The sequence below is a fragment of the Pseudomonas sp. 10S4 genome (genome assembly GCF_034344865.1).
Classification (GTDB): domain Bacteria; phylum Pseudomonadota; class Gammaproteobacteria; order Pseudomonadales; family Pseudomonadaceae; genus Aquipseudomonas.
The window spans coordinates 2,557,057-2,578,310 of record NZ_CP133774.1 but is presented as its reverse complement, the minus strand read 5'-3'; the positions used below and the strand labels follow the sequence as shown (position 1 = coordinate 2,578,310).

The window sequence follows — 21,254 nt, the reverse complement described above, 5'->3', positions numbered from 1 at the left end:
TTACCATTCTGCCGTTGGTAGACCCGTTATGCGCCTGAAGCTGCTGACCAACCTCAACACCCTCCTGCTGGTCGCCGTGTGCGTCGCCCTCGGTGCCACGCTATGGTGGTCGCAAAAAGCCCTGGAGCGGCCCTATCTGTTGATGGAGCGCTACCTGGGACTGTCCCAGCAATTTCAAAATGAAGTAGCGCGTAACGTCGAGGATTATCTGTCCAGCGGCGATGCCCTGCGCCTGAGCAGTGCCAGCCAGGCCATCGACGGCTTGCAAAAAGACCTCGCCGAACTGCCCCCGGCACTGGCCGACACCTTGCGCCCGAGCCTGTCCAGCCTCGAAGAATTCAGCAAGTCCGACCTACTGGCCGCCGGCAAACTCGCGGGGGATCCGCAGGCGCTGTTGCTCCAGGCCGAACGGGAGTTGGGCGCCAGCCTCGACCAGCTCAGCCAATACGCCAGCACCAATGCAACCTATCTGACGCCGCTGCTCGCCGCCTCCCAGCACTTGGGCAAACTGTCCCTGGCCCGGGACAAACTGGTCAGCAGCGGTCGCAGCGAACTGGCTGCCGATGTCGAGCGAGAAGTCGCCAGCATCCGCGCCCAAGCGACGCAACTGGATGCCTTGCCGCTGCTCGGCGTGGCCGCCAGCACGGAGTCGAGCACCGACGATTTCGCCTCGATGATGGGCCTGGAAAACACCGAAAAAGCCGCGACCGAAGATGCCGGGGTCGGCCTCAAGCGCGAACTCAACAGCCTGCTCACGCGCTACCCGGCTGAGCTTGCGCGCACCCGCGATCAAATCCAGAAGCGCGCCGACCTGAGTGCCGCGACACACCTGAAAATCACCGCCGTGCAGCAGGCCATCGCCGGGCTGGAACCGGTGGTGCGCGCCCAGCACGGGCAGATCCAGGGCGAAGTGCGATTGATGCAAGGGCTGATGATCGGCCTGATTCTGCTGATCGCGCTGTTGATCGACACCTTGCAACGACGCCTGGCCCGAACCCTGACCAACCTGGCGCCGGCGCTGTCGACCTGGGCCGAGGGCGACTTCAGCCAGGACATTCAGTTGGGCAAGACCAACCGCGAGTTGCATGACATCCAGGCTTCGCTCAACCGATTGCGCGCCTATCTGGTGGATTTGGTGGGGACCATTCGCCTCAATGCCGAACAAGTGGCCGGCAGCAGTCGGACATTGGCCGAGCTTAGCAACGACTTGCACACTGGCGCTGAACATCAGGCCGGCGACACGGCGTTGATCCGCGATTCCCTCGGTGAGCTGGAAGCCACCATTCAACAAGTGGCCGGCGACGCCAGCCAGGCTGCAGATGCCAGTCGCAACGCAGGATTGGCGGTCGAGCATGGCCAGAAAGTCATCGGCCTGAGCCTCACCGGGCTGCATGCGCTGGTGGGCGAAGTACAAAGCAACGCGCAGATGATTGAACACCTCGCTGAAGAGTCCGCGACCATCGGCGGCGTGCTGACAGTGATCCGTTCGATTGCCGACCAGACCAACCTGCTGGCCCTGAACGCCGCCATCGAAGCGGCCCGGGCCGGGGAAATGGGTCGAGGTTTTGCGGTGGTGGCCGAAGAAGTGCGTTCGCTGGCGCAACGCACCGCTGGCGCCACGGCAGAGATCCAGACCTTGATCGCCGGCCTGCAAACCGCGGCACGGCAATCGGTGGAAGGCATGCGCGCCCAGGTCGAGCACGCCGAAGCCACTGCCAATCAGGCTCAAGACGCTGATGGAGCGCTGGATAAAATCGTCGGGGCGATTCAGACCATTGCCGACACGGCGGTGCGCATTGCCGATGTCACGGCCCAGCAAAGCGGCGCCGTCAGCGAGATCCGTGATCACAGTGAGCGGATTCACCAGTTGGGTGGGGATAACTTGCTTCGTATCGGTGAAGGGCGTGAGCAAGGGGAGAATTTGTTGGTGTTGGGTGGGCGACTGCACACAGCCGTTCAAGCCTTCCGCGTCTGATAGATCGCCTTCGCGAGCAAGCCCGCTCCCACATTAGGAATGCGTCCTCCTGTGGGAGCGGGCTTGCTCGCGAAGGCGCCAGAACAAACACCACAAAACCCCAGGCCTGCACTCCCTCCGACTGTCCGCTATCATGCCCCCACTTCCGATTCGCGAGATTGTCATGCGCCGTTTGCTCTGCCTGCTGCTTTTAGTGCTCGCCCTGCCGGCCTCTGCCACCGGGTTGCTGGACAATCGGCCCAGCTCCACGCTGGGTTCGATCAACAACAGCGCCGATTTCCTGCCGGTGCGCGAAGCCTTTCAATTAAGCCTGGTAGAAAGCACGCCGCAGTCGATCAAGCTGCGTTTCGTTGCCACCGAGGGTTACTACCTCTACCGCCACCGCTTCCAGTTTCGCGCCGATCCGGCCGATGTCGGCCTGGGCGCAGCGCAACTGCCCGACGGTGAAAAAAGCACGATGAGTACTTCGGCGATGTCGAGGTTTACCACGGGATTCTCGATGTAGAGTTGCCGCGCACCAATCAACGCCCATTTACCCTGGCAGTGACCTATCAAGGCTGCGCGGATAAAGGCCTGTGCTACCCGCCCGAAACCGAGCGGTTGAGCATTGAAGGCAACGACAAGGTTGTCGCCGACAAGGTCGCCACCACGACAGCGAACTGGAGCTGGCGCGAACTGGCGCTGTTCTTCCTCGCCGGTATTGGCCTGACGTTTACCCCTTGCGTATTGCCGATGCTGCCGATCCTCTCCGGCGTCGTGTTGCGCGGCCAGGTTGGCGGGGTGCGTGGTTTCAACTTGTCCCTGGCTTACGTGCTGTCGATGGCGGCCTGCTTCGCCCTGCTCGGCGCACTGATGGGAATGTTCGGCGCGCAGCTCAATCTTCAGGCGCGCCTGCAATCGGCTTGGGTTCTGGTGCCGTTCGCGACGTTTTTTGCGGTGTTTGCGCTGGCGATGTTTGGCGTGTTCGAGCTCAAGTTGCCCCACGCCATCAGCCATCGACTGCACCACATCGCCGGTCGCACCGAAGGTGGCTCACTGTGGGGCGCAGCGGTGCTCGGCGTGGTTTCCAGCCTGCTGGTTTCACCTTGCGTTTCGGCGCCACTGGCCGGTGCATTGCTGTATATCAGCGCAAGCGGCGATGCCTTTGGCGGTGGGTTGAAACTGTTCTTGCTCGGTCTGGGCATGGGCACGCCACTGTTGCTGGTGGCGACTGGCGGCGCGGCATGGTTACCGAAAAGTGGCCCGTGGCTGGTTTATGTAAAAAACGCCATTGGGGTGCTGCTGCTCGCATTGGCGATCGCGCTTCTGAGCCGCGTGTTGCCGGGCCAGGTGACGTTGTTGCTGGTCGGTTTGCTGTTGGGCGGCGTCGGCTTGTTTCTCGGCGCGCTGGAGTTTGTTTATAAACCGCCGAGAAAACGTCTTGGCCAATTGCTCGGCCTGTTTCTGCTGTTTTATGCCATGGCGTGCTGGTACGGCGCTTTCAGCGGCCAGAGCGACCTGCTGAATCCACTCGGCAGAACCGCCGTCGTTGCCACCGGCAATCAGCCGCAAAGCAACAGCGCCTGGCAAACCGTCAGCACCCCGGCCGACCTGGACCGCGTCCTCGCCGAAGCCAAAGCCTCGGGCACCCCGCTGCTGTTGGACTGGTACGCCGACTGGTGCATCAGTTGCAAAGTCATCGAACACGAAGTGCTCAACGACGCGAAAGTCGTCGAACGCCTCAAGGATTATCGGTTGATTCGCTTCGACATCACCGCCAGCAATGCAGAACAGCGCACCCTGCTCGACCGGTACACGCTTTTCGGTCCACCGGCGCTGATGTTTTTCGGCCGGGACGGCGTCGAACGCGCCGATGTGCGGGTGATTGGCGAGATCAATGCCACGGACTTCGCCGAACGTGTTGCGAAAGCAAATGACCGGATTTAATCACTCGGTCACATATTTCGCGCAAACATCGGCCATCGTGCTGGCTATTGCATAGAACTGGACAGTCACAAAGGCTTTGCGGCATAGTCGCCGGGTTCTGACAATTGCACACAGATAACAAGGAACAGCAGATGGCGACGCTACTGGTTCTGCACGGACCCAACCTGAACTTGCTCGGCACCCGCGAGCCGGGCACCTATGGCGCTACGACACTGGCGCAGATCAACCAGGACCTGGAACGCCGTGCCCGTGAAGCCGGTCATCATTTGCTGCACCTGCAAAGCAACGCCGAGTATGAATTGATCGACCGCATCCACGCCGCACGTGGCGAAGGTGTGGACTTCATTTTGATCAATCCAGCAGCTTTTACGCACACAAGTGTCGCATTACGTGACGCGCTGCTGGCGGTGAGCATCCCATTCATCGAAGTGCATTTGTCTAACGTGCACAAACGCGAACCTTTCCGCCATCACTCTTACTTCTCCGATGTAGCGGTGGGAGTGATCTGCGGCCTTGGCGCCAGCGGTTATCGACTGGCCCTGGAGGCTGCCCTGGAACAGCTTGAACAACAAGCTATACGCCCCTGACCGACCCTTGGGAGTTGATGATTCATGGATATCCGTAAAGTTAAGAAACTAATCGAATTGCTGGAAGAGTCCGGCATCGACGAGCTCGAGATCAAGGAAGGCGAAGAGTCCGTACGCATCAGCCGTCACAGCAAGACCCCGGCTCAGCAGTACTACGCTCCGGCTCCGATGCACGCTCCGGCGCCTGCGCCAGTTGCTGCAGCTCCCGTTGCTGCCGCTCCTGCAGCTCCAGCCGCACCTGTTCTGAACGGCACCGTTGCCCGTTCGCCTATGGTCGGCACCTTCTATCGCAAATCTTCCCCGTCCTCGCCGTCCTTCGTTGAAGTTGGCCAGACCGTGAAGAAAGGCGACACCCTGTGTATCGTCGAAGCCATGAAGATGATGAACCACATCGAAGCTGAAACCAGCGGTGTGATCGAATCCATCCTCGTCGAAGACGGCCAGCCGGTTGAGTACGACCAACCGCTGTTCACCATCGTTTGAACCGCGGAGAGACTTTGATGACTGCGAAGTTGGAAAAAGTTCTGATCGCCAACCGCGGTGAGATCGCCCTGCGGATCCTGCGTGCCTGCAAAGAGATGGGCATCAAGACCGTCGCCGTTTATTCCACGGCTGACAAAGAGCTGATGCACCTGGGTCTGGCGGACGAATCCGTCTGCATCGGTCCGGCATCGGCTGCAAAGTCTTACCTGCACATCCCTGCGATTATCGCCGCTGCTGAAGTGACTGGCGCTACCGCCATTCACCCAGGCTACGGTTTCCTCGCGGAAAACGCCGATTTCGCCGAACAGGTCGAGAATTCCGGCTTCGCCTTCATCGGCCCGAAAGCCGACACCATTCGCCTGATGGGCGACAAGGTATCGGCCAAGCACGCCATGATCGCTGCTGGTGTTCCAACCGTTCCGGGCTCTGACGGTCCACTGCCGGAAGACGAAGAAACCGCTCTGCGCATTGGTCGCGAAGTCGGTTACCCGGTGATCATCAAAGCCGCTGGCGGCGGTGGTGGTCGCGGCATGCGCGTTGTGCATAAAGAAGAAGACCTGATTTCTTTCGCAAAACTGACCCGCACCGAAGCAGGCGCGGCGTTCGGCAACCCGATGGTCTATCTGGAAAAATTCCTGACCAACCCACGTCACGTGGAAGTCCAGGTTCTTTCCGACGGCCAGGGCCACGCCATCCATCTGGGCGACCGCGATTGCTCGCTGCAACGTCGTCACCAGAAGGTTCTCGAAGAAGCGCCAGCACCGGGCATCGACGAGAAGGCACGGGCTGAAGTCCTCGCACGCTGCGTCAAGGCATGCATCGACATCAACTACCGTGGCGCGGGCACTTTCGAGTTCCTGTACGAGAACGGCGCGTTCTATTTCATCGAAATGAACACCCGCGTTCAGGTTGAGCACCCGGTTTCGGAAATGGTTACCGGCATCGACATCGTCAAGGAGATGCTCAGCATCGCCGCTGGCAACAAGCTGTCGTTCACCCAGGATGACGTCGTCATCCGCGGTCACGCGCTGGAATGCCGGATCAACGCCGAAGACCCGAAAACCTTCATGCCAAGCCCAGGCACGGTCAAGCATTTCCACGCTCCAGGCGGCAACGGCGTTCGCGTCGATTCGCACCTGTACAGTGGCTATGCTGTTCCGCCGAACTACGATTCGTTGATCGGCAAGCTGATCACCTACGGCGCAACCCGTGACGAAGCCATGGCGCGCATGCGCAATGCGCTGGACGAAATCGTTGTCGACGGGATCAAGACCAACATCCCGCTGCACCGCGATCTGGTCCGTGATGAAGAATTCTGCAAAGGCGGAGTCAACATCCACTACCTGGAACACAAGCTGGCTGCTCAGCATTAAGATGTGATCCGAACCAACAAAGCCGCTTTCGAGCGGCTTTGTTGTTTCTGAAGGTTTCATCTGCTCCCTATGGCGCTTAACTGGCAGGCACTGGCCTGTCCGGGCTGACTATAATCGCCCTCTGATCAGCGCAACGCTGACGAACCAGAGCCTGCCCATGCCTCAAAAGTTACCCATCAACCTCAATGATCTACTGCGCCAGCGGACAGTCGAGGGTGAACGAATCGAATACAAAACCGGCTGGAACCCCGACCCGATCATTCGTACGCTCTGCGCCTTTGCCAATGACTTTGAAAACCTGGGCGGTGGTTATGTGGTGATTGGGCAGGAGTGTGACGACAACGGTCAGCCGATCTTTCCTCCGAGAGGCCTTGCCGATCAGCAACTCGACAAGATCCAACTCGAACTACTGGCGGCTTGCCAATCAATTCAGCCCGCCTATTTTCCAGTATTGAGTGTGGAAGAGGTCGAAGGCCGCAAGCTAATCGTACTGTGGGCACCGGGCGGGCAAAATCGCCCCTATAAAGCCCCGACCGCAGTGACAGCCAAACACAGAAGCCTGCACTACTACATCCGTCGCTACAGCAGCACAGTCGAGGCCAAGGGCGAAGCCGAGCAGGAACTCTTGAGCCTTGCTGCCAAGGTTCCATTCGATGATCGCTTCAACCTGAGCGCTCGCGTCAGCGATCTGTCCAAACCGTTAATGCAAAGCTTTCTGCAAGAGATTGGCAGCGCCCTCGCAAAAGATGCTGACAACCTGCCTATTGAGGCGCTGGGCCGCCAAATGAACATCGTGGGCGGCCCGACCGAATCGCCATGGCCCAAGAACGTAGGCTTGATGTTCTTCAGTAGCGCCCCTGAGCGGTTCTTTCCCGGGACACAAATTGATGTGCTGTGGTTTCCCGAAGGTGCTGATGGAGATCGCTTTGACGAAAAAATCTTCAAGGGCCCTTTGGCCACCATTACCCGCGAGGCCTTGGCCTATATCCAGCGCAATTTTCTACATGAAACGGTGATCAAACACCCAGACCGCGCGCAGGCCACGCGAGCCTGGAACTTCCCTTTCACGGCGATTGAAGAGGCATTGGTCAACGCGGTCTACCATCGATCCTATGAGGAGCGCGAGCCTATCGAGGTCCGCATCAGTCAGGAAGAATTGGTGATATTGAGCTTTCCGGGACCAGACCGCTCGATTCGAATGGAGGACCTGCGAACAGGCCGCGCCGTGAGCCGTCGCTACCGTAACCGGCGAATTGGCGAGTTCCTGAAAGAACTGGACCTGACTGAAGGCCGCTCGACAGGCATTCCCAAAATCCTCAAGGTCATGGCCGTCAATGGTTCACCCGCTCCACTATTTGAAACGGACGATGAACGGATTTCATACGTCGTACGGTTGCCAGCGCACCCACTGACACGAAGTACAGAAACAAGGACAGGAAAAGTCACCATGGAAGTCACCATGGAAGTCACCATGGAAGTCGCTGCACTGCTGAAAGTCGTGGAAGGTGAAATGAGCAGGCAAGAACTACAAACCGCTATGACTCTGAAAAACGCTGACCACTTCCGCAAGGCTTACATATTGCCGGCCATCGCTGCCGAAGTCCTTGAAATGACATTACCAGGACAACCTAACAGCCGCCTGCAACGCTATCGCCTGACCAGCAAAGGCCTGCAATGGCGTAAAGGCAATAATGCGATGAGTCAGCATTAAGATGTGATCCAGACCAACAAAGCCGCTTTCAAGCGGCTTTGTTGTTTCTGGAGATTGCCGCACACCTCTCCACTGTGGCGAGGGAGCTTGCTCCCGCTCGGTTGCGCAGCAACCGCAAAACCATTCAACGCGGCTGTGCCAGGCAGAACCGCATCTGCCATTTCGGGACCGCTTCGCGCTCCAGCGGGAGCAAGCTCCCTCGCCACAGGTTATTCGTTCACCTGCGAACCCTGTCGAGTTGGTCGTCTTCTGCCGCGCGCTCGCGTAAACTTGCGCGCTTCTCGCAGCCCGCTAGGCTGCAATCAATATTTTTCAAAGGTGCCCGCCATGCCTTGGCTGCAAGTCCGTCTCGCCATCAGCCCAGAACAAGCCGAAACCTACGAAGACGCTTTCCTTGAAGTCGGCGCCGTATCGGTGACTTTCATGGACGCTGAAGATCAGCCGATCTTCGAACCGGAACTCAACACCACGCCGCTGTGGTCCCACACCCATCTGCTGGCCCTGTTCGAGGACGGCACCGAAGCCGCCAGCGTGCTGGCCCACATGGAATTGCTGACCGGCGGTCCACTGCCCGAGCATCACAGCGAAATCATCGAAGACCAGGACTGGGAACGCAGTTGGATGGACGGTTTCCAGCCAATGCGTTTCGGTGAGCGCCTGTGGATTGTCCCGAGCTGGCACGCCGCGCCCGAACCTGACGCCGTGAACCTGCTGCTGGACCCGGGCCTGGCGTTCGGCACCGGCACCCACCCGACCACCGCGCTGTGCCTGGAATGGCTCGATGGCCAGGACCTGAAGGACTGCAACGTGCTGGATTTCGGCTGCGGCTCGGGGATTCTGGCAATTGCCGCCCTGCTGCTGGGCGCCAAGGAAGCCGTCGGCACCGACATCGACGTGCAAGCGCTGGAAGCCTCCCGCGACAACGCCGGGCGCAACAACATTGCCGAAGCGCTGTTCCCGCTGTATCTGCCAGAAGACCTGCCGCAGGTTCAGGCCGACGTGCTGGTCGCCAACATTTTGGCCGGCCCGCTGGTGTCCCTGGCCCCACAACTGTCCAGCCTGGTCAAGCCGGGCGGCCGTCTGGCGCTGTCGGGCATCCTCGCCGAGCAAGGTGAAGACGTCGCCAAGGCCTACGCTCAAGACTTCGATCTGGACCCGATTGCCAATCGCGATGGCTGGGTGCGCATCACTGGCCGTCGGCGCTAGAATGAGCACCTGCATAATCCGGATCGCCGCATGACCGACAGCTTCGTCACCCAGTGCCCGCATTGCCAAACCAGCTTCCGCGTCAGCCACGCTCAATTGAGCGTGGCCCGTGGAGTGGTTCGCTGTGGCTCCTGCTTGCAGGTGTTCAACGCCGCCAAGCAACTGCTTGAGCAACGGGCCGGCCAGGAATCGGTCAAACCGGTCGCCCCGGCCATCGTCGAGCCGCCGGCACAGCGGGCGATCAGCCAAAAGCAGTGGTCCGCCGCCGAGATGGATCTGGACAGCCTTGACCTGGACCAGGAGCTCGCCCGGCTCGAACATCGGGAAATACAGCCGACCACGGAGTTTGGCCGGCACCGTGAAAACGGCCTCAGTGCTCGCCGCGACTCTGTCGAGCACGAGGATGAACCCTGGTCCGACAGCCTCTTCAGCGAATCGGCGGCTGATCGCGCCCAGGCCGTCGAAGCCGACCAACGGGAATCGCAGACAGACCCGGGCAAGCACTCGCGCACTGAACCTTCATTCTCACTGGAACCGGTTGATCTGGACGACGAGCCCCAGGTGCCGCAACTGCGCCTGAATGATCCACTCGACATGCCCCTACGCCATGATCATCTGTCAGCCACCGATACAACTGACGACGACCTGCCCCCGACTGCCCCCTTGCGCAAGCGACACGAACGCAGCGAGGCGACCGAACGTGACGAAGCCTTGCAAGACCTGACTGACGACCCGCTGCAACTGGACTGGCAGAAACGCCGCTCGCCCTGGGGCCGCCGGTTTTTCTGGCTGTTGCTGATCCTGCTGGGCGCCGGCGCCCTCGTCGGGCAATACGTCGCTTACCATTTCGACGAGTTGGCCCGTCAGGATCAATACCGTCCGTGGTTCCAGGAGTTGTGCCCGCAACTCGGCTGCACGGTGCCGTCCAAAGTTGACATCGCCAAAATCAAAAGCAGCAACCTGGTGGTGCGCAGCCATCCTGATTTCAGCGGGGCACTGGTGGTGGATGCGATCATCTATAACCGCGCGGCCTTCTCCCAGCCCTTTCCGCTGCTGGAGTTGCGCTTTGCCGACCTCAACGGCCACCTGATTGCCAGCCGTCGCTTCAAGCCCGGCGAGTACCTCAACGGCGACCTCGAAGGCCTGGCGGAAATGCCCCCGCAAACGCCGATCCACATCGCGCTGGATATCCTCGATCCAGGCCCTAAAGCGGTGAACTACAGCCTGAGCTTCCATTCGCCCGAGTGAAACGCTTCAGTGCTCAGGGATTGACGGCGGTTTTCTGACTTTGCCTGTACGGACCAAACCGCTGGCGATAACAGAATAACTGTTCAGATTTTGTTCAATTCAGCCTTTATCCAGTCATCGAGAGCGGGTATCATGCCAACCCTTTTTCGAACTCTCATGATCCGGCCCCACAACAGGGAAGTCCTATGTCGGCGGTACGCATCGGTCCATATACATTGCACAACGGCTTGATTCTCGCCCCCATGGCGGGTGTCACCGACCAGCCCTTTCGTCAGCTGTGCAAGCGACTGGGCGCAGGGCTTGTAGTCTCGGAAATGGTCACCAGCGATATGAGCTTGTGGAACACCCGCAAATCGCGGATGCGCATGATCCACGAAGGTGATCCCGAGCCACGCTCGGTACAGATCGCCGGCGGTGATGCGCAGATGCTGGCGGATGCGGCCCGGGCCAACGTGGAACTGGGCGCACAGATTATTGATATCAACATGGGCTGTCCGGCGAAGAAGGTCTGCAACAAGGCCGCCGGTTCGGCGCTGTTGAAAGATGAAGCATTGGTGACCGAGATCCTGCAGGCCGTGGTGGCTGCGGTTGATGTGCCGGTCACCCTGAAGATCCGCACAGGCTGGGACCGGGACAACAAGAACGGCCTGACCGTGGCGAAGATTGCCGAACAGGCAGGTATTACGGCGTTGGCGGTCCATGGCCGCACCCGTGCCGACCTGTACACCGGCGAGGCCGAGTACGACACCATTGCCGCGATCAAGCAGGCGGTGTCGATCCCGGTTTTCGCCAATGGCGATATCGATTCACCCGAGAAGGCCCGGTACGTGCTCGACGCGACCGGTGCCGATGGCCTGTTGGTAGGCCGGGCTGCCCAGGGGCGGCCATGGATTTTTCGTGAGATCGACCATTTCCTGCGTACTGGCGAAAAATTGCCGGCGCCGGAGCTGATCGAGGTGGAACGTATTCTGCTTGAGCATCTGGCCGCGCTGCACGCCTTCTATGGAGACGTGATGGGCGTACGCATTGCTCGCAAGCATGTGGGCTGGTATCTCGCAACCCTGCCGGGCGCCAGGGAGTTCCGCGCCCACTTCAATCGTTTGGATGGTACGGAAACACAATGCGCCAACGTTCGGGAGTTCTTCGCCGAGCGTTACAAGAGCCTGACAGGGGACGGAGAAGGGGTGGCCGCATGACGATGATGACCGAGACTTTAGTGAGTGGAACAACACCCGTGAGCGACAACGTGAATTTGAAACAGCACCTCAATACGCCGAGCGAAGAAGGTCAGACCCTTCGCGGGAGTGTCGAGAAGGCGCTGCACAATTATTTCGCCCACCTTGAGGGCGCTGCCGTCACGGATGTGTACAACCTGGTGCTCTCCGAAGTCGAGGCTCCCCTGCTCGAGTGCGTGATGAACTACGTCAAGGGCAACCAGACCAAGGCCAGCGAGCTGCTCGGGCTGAACCGGGGCACGCTGCGCAAGAAACTCAAGCAGTACGATTTGCTGTAAGCATTCAATCAAACCAGAAAGGCGCCCGCGTAAAACCGGTCGCCTTTTTTGCTGACTCCTTTGCTTTTGATGGAAATTGAAATGACCGACCAGACTACCCGCCTGCCGATCCGCCGCGCCTTGATCAGCGTCTCTGACAAGACCGGGATCCTCGAATTCGCCAAGGAGCTCGAAGCCCTGGGCGTCGAGATCCTCTCCACCGGCGGGACGTTCAAGCTGCTGCGCGACAACGGTGTTGCCGCAGTGGAAGTCGCGGATTACACCGGTTTCGCTGAAATGATGGACGGTCGGGTCAAGACCCTGCACCCGAAAATCCATGGCGGGATCCTCGGTCGTCGCGGTATCGACGACGCGATCATGAACGAGCACGGCATCAAGCCGATCGACCTGGTTGCGGTCAACCTGTACCCGTTCGAAGCCACCATCAACAAGCCAGGCTGCGACCTGCCGACCGCGATCGAGAACATCGACATCGGCGGCCCGACCATGGTCCGCTCGGCAGCAAAAAACCACAAAGACGTGGCCATCGTGGTGAACGCCAGCGACTACGCCAACGTGCTGGACGGCCTCAAGGCCGGCGGCCTGACCTACGCTCAGCGTTTCGACCTGATGCTCAAGGCCTTCGAACACACCGCTGCCTACGACGGCATGATCGCCAACTACATGGGCACCGTGAACCAGGCTGCTGAGACTCTCAGCACCGAAGGTCGCAGCGAGTTCCCGCGCACCTTCAACAGCCAGTTCGTCAAGGCTCAGGAAATGCGCTACGGCGAGAACCCGCACCAGAGCGCGGCGTTCTACGTGGAAGCCAAACCTGCCGAAGTCGGTATTGCCACCGCAACCCAACTGCAAGGCAAAGAGCTGTCGTACAACAACGTGGCCGACACCGACGCCGCGCTGGAATGCGTGAAGAGCTTCGTCAAGCCGGCCTGCGTGATCGTCAAGCACGCCAACCCATGCGGCGTCGCCGTAAGCCCGGACGCCGAAGGCGGCATCCGTCAGGCCTACGAACTGGCTTACGCCACTGACACCGAATCCGCGTTCGGCGGCATCATCGCCTTCAACCGCGAACTGGATGCTGAAACCGCCAAGGCCATCGTCGAGCGTCAGTTCGTCGAGGTGATCATCGCCCCATCCGTCAGCGCAGAAGCCCGCGCCATCGTGGCAGCCAAAGCCAACGTGCGCCTGCTGACCTGCGGCGAGTGGTCGACTGACCGCGCCGCTGCCTGGGACTACAAACGCGTCAACGGCGGTTTACTGGTACAGAGCCGCGACATCGGCATGATCAGCGCCGATGACCTGAAAGTCGTGACCAAGCGTGCCCCGACCGAACAGGAAATCCACGACCTGATTTTCGCCTGGAAAGTCGCCAAGTACGTTAAGTCCAACGCCATCGTCTACGCCAAGAACCGTCAGACCATCGGTGTCGGCGCAGGCCAGATGAGCCGCGTGAACTCCGCCCGTATCGCCGCAATCAAGGCTGAACACGCCGGTTTGCAGGTGGCAGGATCGGTGATGGCCTCCGACGCGTTCTTCCCGTTCCGCGACGGCTTGGACAACGCGGCCAAGGTCGGCATCACTGCGGTGATCCAGCCAGGCGGCTCGATGCGTGATAACGAAATGATTGCTGCAGCTGATGAAGCCGGCATCGCCATGGTATTCACCGGCATGCGCCACTTCCGTCACTGATTAACTCGATCAACTGTGGGAGCGGGCTTGCTCACGAAAGCGGTCTTTCAGTCACATTGATGCTGGATGTGCCGTCGTCTTCGCGAGCAAGCCCGCTCCCACAGAAAAGCAGCTTCAGTGCTGCCTCCAGAATTAGCGTCATCCGAGGTTTTTGAAATGAATGTTTTGATCATTGGCAGCGGTGGCCGTGAACACGCCCTGGCCTGGAAAGTGGCTCAGGATACGCGCGTGCAGAAGGTTTTCGTTGCTCCGGGCAACGCCGGCACCGCCATTGAAGCCAAGTGCGAGAACGTCGCCATCGACGTGCTCGCCCTCGAGCAACTTGCGGATTTCGCCGAGAAAAACGTTTCCCTGACCATCGTCGGTCCGGAAGTGCCATTGGTTGCCGGCGTCGTCGATCTGTTCCGCGCGCGCGGCCTCGATTGCTTCGGTCCGACCGCTGGCGCTGCTCAGCTGGAAGGTTCGAAAGCGTTCACCAAGGACTTCCTGGCTCGCCACAAGATCCCGACTGCCGACTACCAGAACTTTACCGAGATCGAGCCGGCCCTGGCTTACTTGCGTGAGAAAGGCGCACCGATCGTGATCAAGGCCGATGGCCTGGCCGCCGGTAAAGGCGTGATCGTCGCGATGACTTTGGCTGAAGCCGAAGACGCCGTGCGCGACATGCTGGCGGGCAACGCTTTCGGCGAAGCCGGTTCGCGCGTCGTGATCGAAGAGTTCCTGGACGGCGAAGAAGCCAGCTTCATCGTCATGGTCGACGGCAAGAACGTACTGCCGATGGCCACCAGCCAGGACCACAAACGCGTCGGCGACGGCGACACCGGCCCGAACACCGGCGGTATGGGTGCCTATTCCCCTGCCCCGGTCGTAACAGCCGAAGTCCATAAACGTGTCATGGACCTGGTGATCTGGCCAACCGTGCGTGGCATGGCTGACGAAGGCAACGTCTACACCGGTTTCCTGTATGCCGGCCTGATGATCGACAAAGCCGGTAACCCAAAAGTTATCGAGTTCAACTGCCGTTTCGGCGACCCTGAGACCCAACCGGTGATGCTGCGTTTGCAGTCGAGCCTGGTATTGCTGGTCGAAGCGGCCCTGGCGCAAGCCCTGGACAAAGTCGAAGCACAATGGGATCCACGTCCAAGCGTCGGCATCGTGCTGGCCGCCGGCGGCTATCCTGGTGACTACGCCAAAGGCGTGGCGATCAACGGTCTGGACGCAGCCGCCGGTCTGGAAGGCAAAGTCTTCCACGCTGGCACTGCGCTCAAGGACGGTCAGGTTGTAACGGCCGGTGGTCGGGTGCTGTGCGCTACGGCGATGGGTACCAGTGTTGATGCTGCCCAGCAGCAAGCTTACAAGCTGGCAGCCAAGATCGATTGGGAAGGTTGCTTCTATCGCAAGGACATCGGCTACCGCGCCATTGCCCGCGAGCGTGGCGAAAATCAGGAATAAGCCCTCCATTCGGCCAGGCAAGGGCGTGATGCCCTTGCCGGACTATTCCGGCGCCGCGCATAGTTATATTCTGGCATCAACCTACGAAGGGATTTCGCCGTGCGCTGGCTCAGGATTGCCATAGGTCTTACCGTCACTCTGTTGACCTTGCTCTGCATGCTCCCGGCCCAAGCCGCGCAAGGCAGTGGCTGGTCGGTTTTGCTCGACGAACAGGGCGACCTGCAACTGAGCGATATCCGCTCCACACGCTTCACCAATCAATTCAGCCCCATCGAACTCGACCGCCTCACGGCCGCCGAGCCCGACGGCGCGTTATGGCTGCGCTTCAGGCTGGCCCCCGGCAAGCACGAACAAGTGCTGCGCGTGTTCGCCCCCGACCTGTCGCACCTCAATCTGTATGTGCTGGACGGCGAAAAGCTGATCGAGCAACTGAACACCGGCACCCAGCAGCCTCAGGCTGAGCGGCCACTGCCCAGCAGCGACTTCATGTTGCCGCTGCCCCAAAGCGATAAAACCCTCGACGTTTACTTGCGACTGGTTTCCGAGCACCAGCTGCGGCCTTACATCACCCTGCAATCGGCGGTGATGACGGCGGCCAATCAGAACCTCACGCTGATCTACGGCCTACTGTTCGGCTGCATCGGCATGCTGATCCTGCACAACGTCGTTCGTTACGCCTACACCCGTTCGCGCAGCAGCCTCTGGCTGGCGGCCTGCGAGTTTCTGCTGCTGCTCAGTCTGGTTCTGCTGCTGAACCTGGCCGGGCCATGGCTGCCGAACTGGCACGCCATCCAGACTCCCGGTGCCTACCTCGCCCTGTTGCTGACGGCACCGTGCGGCCTGATGTTCGCCTACCGCTTTTTTGCCCCGCTGGGCCCGCACCCACTGAACAAGCTGCTGCTTGGCGACATCCTGTTCACGGTGGTCGCCGGGCTGCTGCTGTTGTTCGTCAACACCCTGCCGTTGAACATCATCACCTACGTCCTGGTCGCACTCGCGGGCCTGAGCATGTTGTTCGTCAGCGGTTACCACTGGCAAAAAGGCTATCGTCCGGCCCGGCTGTTCGTCGCCGCCATGGTGGTGTTCAACATCGGCGCGCTGATCATCCTGCCGGCACTGCTGGGGCTGACCCTGGTGGCACCGCAAGGCCTGATCATCACCCTGCTGGCGTTCATCTGCATCAGCGGCCTGTTGATGAGCATCGCTCTGGGCGAGCGCCAGCGCAGCATCACCGAAGACCGTTTCAGCGTCAGCCGCGACCTGGCGGCCAGCAATGCCGAGATCAACGCCAAGGCTGAATTCCTGGCGAAGATCAGCCATGAAATCCGCACGCCGATGAATGGCGTACTGGGCATGACCGAACTGCTGCTGGGCACGCCATTGTCGGTCAAGCAACGTGATTACGTGCAGACCATCCACAGCGCTGGCAACGAACTGCTGACCCTGATCAACGAGATTCTCGACATCTCCAAGCTCGAGTCCGGGCAGATTGAACTGGACGACGTGCAATTCGACCTCAATGCCCTGATCGAAGATTGCCTGAGTATTTTCCGCGCCAAGGCCGAACAGCAAAACGTCGAGCTGATCAGTTTTATCCAGCCGCAAGTGCCACGGGTGATCAGCGGTGACCCAACCCGTTTGCGTCAGACCCTGCTGAGCCTGCTGGAAAACGCCCTGAAAAAACCGACGAAGGCGAGATCCTGATTGTCGTCGCCCTCGACGAACGCAGCGCCAAACCACGCCTGCGCATCGCCGTGCAGGACAGCGGCGTGCCGATGGAACCCGAAGAGCGCGATGCGCTGATGCACGCCGAACTGCACAGCAAACACTTCCTGTCGGCCACTCGCCTGGGCGGTAATCTGGGGCTGGTGATCGCTCGCCAACTGATCCGCCTGATGCAAGGTGAGTTCGGGATCAAAAGCGGCGCCAATCAGGGCAGCACCCTGTGGCTGTCCTTGCCGCTGGACCCCGACCGTCTCGAACACCCGACTTCCGACCTCGACAGCCCGTTGCAAGGCGCGCGCGTACTGGTGGTGGACGACAACGACACCTGCCGCAAAGTGCTGGTACAACAGTGCAGCGCCTGGGGCTTGAATGTCAGCGCGGTGCCTTCCGGCAAGGAAGCCTTGGCGCTATTGCGCACCAAGGCTCATTTGCGTGACTACTTCGACGTGGTCCTGCTGGACCAGAACATGCCCGGCATGACCGGCATGCAACTGGCGGCCAAGATCAAGGAAGACCCGAGCCTCAACCACGACATTCTGTTGATCATGCTCACCGGCATCAGTAATGCGCCGAGCAAGATCATTGCACGCAACTCGGGGATCAAGCGCATCCTCGCCAAACCGGTGGCCGGCTACACCCTCAAGACCACATTGGCGGACGAGCTGAACCAGCGCAACAAAGGCCTGGCCGTGTCGCATCACCTGCCCTCCGGCCCGCCCCTGCCGGTCAAGGTGCCCAGCGATTTCCGCATCCTGGTGGCCGAAGACAACAGCATCTCGACCAAGGTCATTCGCGGCATGCTGGGCAAGCTCAACCTGCAACCGGACACCGCCAGCAACGGCGAAGAAGCCTTGCAGGCGATGAAGGCCCAGCGCTACGACCTGGTGTTGATGGACTGCGAAATGCCGATTCTCGACGGTTTCTCCGCCACCCAGCAATTGCGCGCGTGGGAAGTTGGCAATCAGCGGATTCGCACGCCGGTGGTAGCGCTGACCGCACATATTCTCGCCGAGCATAAAGAGCGCGCGCGACAGGCTGGTATGGACGGACACATGGCCAAACCGGTCGAGCTGTCGCAGTTGCGCGAGTTGATCGAGCACTGGGTGGCTCAGCGTGATCAGCAAAACCGTGTCACGACGCAAACGTCCTGAGCCCTTTCTAGCCCTTTGCGTACTCGGCGACGCGGCTCAAATCTCCAGGGCGTGCAAATTGCGCATGGACTCACTGAGAACGGCCGCCGCAACTTTCTCCCTGAACGTGGCGTAATGCAGCGTACTGAAAGTAACCAGCGCCATTTGTTCCTCACTGGTTTTCACGATGTCGTCCATCGGCCAGTACAAAAACCGTGACCCGCTCCTGCGAGTGCTGAACTGCTTGTGATAAAGGGCTATTTCGATTTTCCCAGGGCGACTTTGGACGCAGGGAATGATCTGAAAGAGACCACTGTCCCGTGACAAGCTGGCCCCTTCAAAACCATCCAGCGCAATGGGGTTGCGTCTGAGGGACTCAAAGGCATGACTGGCCGGGCTCGAAAAACGCTCGCCGAACGAATGCGATATCTGCTGGCAAACGTTGTCAGCCATAAACGCTGCGGTCACCGGCACCGGGCGGACAGGGCTCGCCGAATCCCATCCCAGGAACCGGAGTTTGTTCCTGTAGTAATCAAACCAATTGCCGACCAGTCCGTCCCGATAAGCCGAACGGGTAGCCATTTGCGCAAACAGGTTGCTCAGATAAATGTCCTCTCGATCCTGGGAAGACATACCGGCACTGAATGACACGACACTCCCACCCACGACGGCAGCATCCGGGATATTGCCGCCACTGAATGCTTGTTGGCTGCTTTGAAACTTGTCGTGATTCATCAAGGCGCCTCAGAACTCGGAGGCGACTCATTCTTTGCAGGTTCTAAAACCTCAAGAATATTTTGCGACGCCTTATCGCCCAGTTTTTTGACGATCCGCTCGCGAACGGGCCGGTAGAGTGCATCTGACAAGTCAGCCTGCAAGCGCTTCAGCACAATATTGCCTTTCACGTTATCCAGGGAAAGGACCTGCTTCAGCGGATTCGACGCAACTGACGCTGCACTTTCAAACGCCAAGTAGACGCTATTCAGGGTCGGGCCTCGCTGCGCCAGAATGACGAGCACGCTAACCTGGCAGCCGAACGTTATTTTCGAAGGGTGCTCTTCACTATTTTTCAGGACGTTTTTTTGCAGTAGCTCAATAGCCGGGTGTGCGTCAGGCAGCTCTGCCACGATGTTCAAGGCTTGCACGGCCGGGGACGACACGGTTTGAGGAACTGACTGCGCCAATTGATTGTTAACCCACTCCGCCACTGTGAGGTTTGAATCTGCCTTAAGCGACCAGTCGTGCCAGGCCGCTGTTCGCTGCAACCAACTATCCTTCAAGACCTCCTGATAACGTTCATACCACCCATTTGCATTGCGCGAACCGGGGTACTTTTTGTCAGCCACCAACTGCGCAAACAGTGTTGAATTTAAAACATCCTGACGCTCTTGCACGGTCATATCAGGCGACAGCAAAACAATCGCCCCGGCGCTTACAAAAGCCGAATAACTTTCACTCATATGACTTTCCTATAACTTTCATAAATGGCGACTACACAGTAGCCGCCATACAGGACACGGTATTAGATCTCGTATTCTTCGATTTTGCTCTGCGCACGATCACCCAATTTATCGAGGATCATGTTTCGAGTGCGCGCTGTAATCGAAGGAACCATCACCATCTGGCATTCGCCTCGATACAGGTCAACCTTGCTGGCGTCCCAATCTATAAACAGAACCCTGGTTTGATTGGCACGCTTGATAAAGCGCACCACGCCCAGCGCCATGATCACTTCACCCTGTGGCGTTTCAAGGCAAGACGCAACGCCCACACCACCGGTGCCAGACTCGGCGGTGTTTCGGTCAAAGACTTGAAGCGGCTTGTCACTGGTTTGCAGAGCCGCGATGGCATCGCCCGCCACTTTGAGCATCAGCACCGAGGTAGGTCCCGGAACCGCGGCTGCGGCCACGGCCGAACCCAAAATTTTCAGCGCCAGTTGGTCTACCTTGAAGCTCTTGCCAGAAGCCGAAACGCTGTCGTAGTACCGGCTCAGGATGTTCCAGCCGCAATCCTGCATCACTTGAAGAAACTGCTGATACCACTTTTTACTCTGCTCATCACGCGGATATTTTTTATTCGCCACTAGCGAAGCAAACAGATAAGCGTGTTGAACATCGGCCTGATTCTGCGGACTCATGCCCGAAACAAAAGCCAGAATCGCATCACCTACAATAGAAGCACGTGTAGGTGCTTGCACTTCCGCCACCAGTCGAGGTGCATTAAATGCAAGACCACGTGGCGCAATAAAAACCTCATCAACAGCGACATCATAAGCGCTCAGTCGCTCAAGACGATCAACCAGGGTTACAACGGCATTGGATTCGATATTCATAATATTCCCTTATTTAAATTAGAGTCCATCCCGGACTCACAAAACAAACTACCCAACCAACAAACACTTAACAAGCTCGCACCTGTAACTTCATTTTATTTAAAACAAACAACTAATAAAAACCCCAAAAATAACAACTAACAACCTCACCAATCATTAGAAATACCCGTTAACGTTAATCAACAAGCGAGGTTGCATGATGGAAATCCAATCGGGCTTGCCAAGCCGACAGACGACCCGGCGCCTGATAGACTCCCAGCCACTTCCATCGCTGCGGGCTCCGACCATGCTCCACGTGTTGTTCAGCGTTTACCTGAAGATGCTGGTGCTCTACAGCCCGTTCTTCGTGTTGTCCTGTTTCATCAGCCTGACCCGTGGCTACTCGCGCAAGGAACAACGCCGTCTGGCCTGGAAAGTGGCCGTCGCGACGCTGGTGTCCAGCGTTTTGCTGTACCTGTTCGGGCGAGTGATTTTCAGTGTGTTCGGGATCACAGTGGATGCGTTCCGCATTGGCGCCGGCAGTGTGCTGTTCATCTCGGCGCTGGGCATGGCCCAAGGCAAGTCCGCGGTACAGACCGACAACGTGCAGCAAGACGTGACGATCGTGCCGCTGACCATCCCCCTGACGGTCGGCCCCGGCACCATCGGTGCGCTACTGGTGATGGGCGTGAGCCAGCCACACTGGGACGACAAGCTCACCGCCATCCTCAGCATTGCCCTGGCCAGTTTCACGGTGGGGGTGGTGCTTTATCTGTCCAACCGCATCGAGCGGATTCTGGGCGATCAGGGGTTGCAGATTGTCAGCCGGTTGATGGGTTTGTTCGTGTGTGCCTTGGCGGCGCAAATCATCTTTACCGGGGTCAAGGGCTACCTGGTGCCCTGATACCGGAATGCACAGGGCCGC

General features: G+C 59.2%; 15 protein-coding genes and 2 pseudogenes. 14 read left to right on the top strand and 3 right to left on the bottom strand.

Features of this window, described 5'->3' with window-relative positions; genetic code table 11:
• The first annotated feature begins 28 nt into the window (after positions 1–28).
• The 13 genes and pseudogenes from RHM58_RS11835 to RHM58_RS11775 all read left to right on the top strand — a co-directional run bounded on the left by RHM58_RS11835 (position 29) and on the right by RHM58_RS11775 (position 18,039).
• A complete protein-coding gene (locus RHM58_RS11835) occupies positions 29–1,975 on the top strand; it encodes a methyl-accepting chemotaxis protein (RefSeq protein WP_322270439.1) in 1,947 nt (648 codons plus the stop codon).
• 163 nt (positions 1,976–2,138) lie between these two features.
• Positions 2,139–3,901 (top strand): annotated as a pseudogene (locus RHM58_RS11830) (protein-disulfide reductase DsbD).
• A gap of 131 nt (positions 3,902–4,032) precedes the next feature.
• A complete protein-coding gene (gene aroQ / locus RHM58_RS11825) occupies positions 4,033–4,488 on the top strand; it encodes a type II 3-dehydroquinate dehydratase (RefSeq protein ID WP_007947649.1) in 456 nt (151 codons plus the stop codon).
• 24 nt (positions 4,489–4,512) lie between these two features.
• Complete coding sequence (accB, locus tag RHM58_RS11820; protein ID WP_140669630.1) at positions 4,513–4,971, top strand: acetyl-CoA carboxylase biotin carboxyl carrier protein; 459 nt, start codon at positions 4,513–4,515, stop codon at positions 4,969–4,971.
• 17 nt (positions 4,972–4,988) lie between these two features.
• On the top strand, positions 4,989–6,344 hold the full coding sequence (gene accC / locus RHM58_RS11815) for an acetyl-CoA carboxylase biotin carboxylase subunit (protein ID WP_201200248.1): 1,356 nt from the start codon (positions 4,989–4,991) through the stop codon (positions 6,342–6,344).
• A 157-nt stretch (positions 6,345–6,501) separates the two neighbouring features.
• Entirely contained in the window at positions 6,502–8,055 is a 1,554-nt protein-coding gene (locus tag RHM58_RS11810) for a Fic family protein (protein WP_322270438.1), read from the top strand.
• Between the two features lie 327 nt (positions 8,056–8,382).
• On the top strand, positions 8,383–9,261 hold the full coding sequence (prmA, locus tag RHM58_RS11805; protein ID WP_201200246.1) for a 50S ribosomal protein L11 methyltransferase: 879 nt from the start codon (positions 8,383–8,385) through the stop codon (positions 9,259–9,261).
• A 30-nt stretch (positions 9,262–9,291) separates the two neighbouring features.
• Complete coding sequence (locus tag RHM58_RS11800) at positions 9,292–10,509, top strand: DUF3426 domain-containing protein (protein WP_322270437.1); 1,218 nt, start codon at positions 9,292–9,294, stop codon at positions 10,507–10,509.
• A 185-nt stretch (positions 10,510–10,694) separates the two neighbouring features.
• A complete protein-coding gene (gene dusB / locus RHM58_RS11795; RefSeq protein ID WP_123510800.1) occupies positions 10,695–11,705 on the top strand; it encodes a tRNA dihydrouridine synthase DusB in 1,011 nt (336 codons plus the stop codon).
• Complete coding sequence (gene fis / locus RHM58_RS11790) at positions 11,702–12,022, top strand: DNA-binding transcriptional regulator Fis (protein ID WP_007907419.1); 321 nt, start codon at positions 11,702–11,704, stop codon at positions 12,020–12,022. Before dusB ends, fis begins: the two co-directional genes overlap by 4 nt.
• Before the next feature lie 81 nt (positions 12,023–12,103).
• Entirely contained in the window at positions 12,104–13,711 is a 1,608-nt protein-coding gene (gene purH, locus RHM58_RS11785; protein WP_322270436.1) for a bifunctional phosphoribosylaminoimidazolecarboxamide formyltransferase/IMP cyclohydrolase, read from the top strand.
• 156 nt (positions 13,712–13,867) lie between these two features.
• Complete coding sequence (purD, locus tag RHM58_RS11780; protein ID WP_322270435.1) at positions 13,868–15,163, top strand: phosphoribosylamine--glycine ligase; 1,296 nt, start codon at positions 13,868–13,870, stop codon at positions 15,161–15,163.
• A 99-nt stretch (positions 15,164–15,262) separates the two neighbouring features.
• Positions 15,263–18,039, top strand: a pseudogene (locus RHM58_RS11775) (response regulator).
• Between the two features lie 36 nt (positions 18,040–18,075).
• Here the strand turns inward: RHM58_RS11775 and RHM58_RS11770 are convergent.
• The 3 genes from RHM58_RS11770 to RHM58_RS11760 all read right to left on the bottom strand — a co-directional run bounded on the left by RHM58_RS11770 (position 18,076) and on the right by RHM58_RS11760 (position 20,350).
• Complete coding sequence (locus tag RHM58_RS11770) at positions 18,076–18,753, bottom strand: hypothetical protein (RefSeq protein ID WP_322270434.1); 678 nt, start codon at positions 18,751–18,753, stop codon at positions 18,076–18,078.
• Positions 18,753–19,478: a hypothetical protein gene (locus RHM58_RS11765; RefSeq protein ID WP_322270433.1), complete on the bottom strand. Its 726-nt coding sequence runs from the start codon at positions 19,476–19,478 to the stop codon at positions 18,753–18,755. Before RHM58_RS11765 ends, RHM58_RS11770 begins: the two co-directional genes overlap by 1 nt.
• 62 nt (positions 19,479–19,540) lie before the next feature.
• On the bottom strand, positions 19,541–20,350 hold the full coding sequence (locus RHM58_RS11760) for a hypothetical protein (protein WP_322270432.1): 810 nt from the start codon (positions 20,348–20,350) through the stop codon (positions 19,541–19,543).
• Between the two features lie 286 nt (positions 20,351–20,636).
• Between RHM58_RS11760 and RHM58_RS11755 the strand changes: the two genes are divergently transcribed.
• Complete coding sequence (locus RHM58_RS11755) at positions 20,637–21,233, top strand: MarC family protein (RefSeq protein WP_054044032.1); 597 nt, start codon at positions 20,637–20,639, stop codon at positions 21,231–21,233.
• Positions 21,234–21,254: the final 21 nt, after the last annotated feature.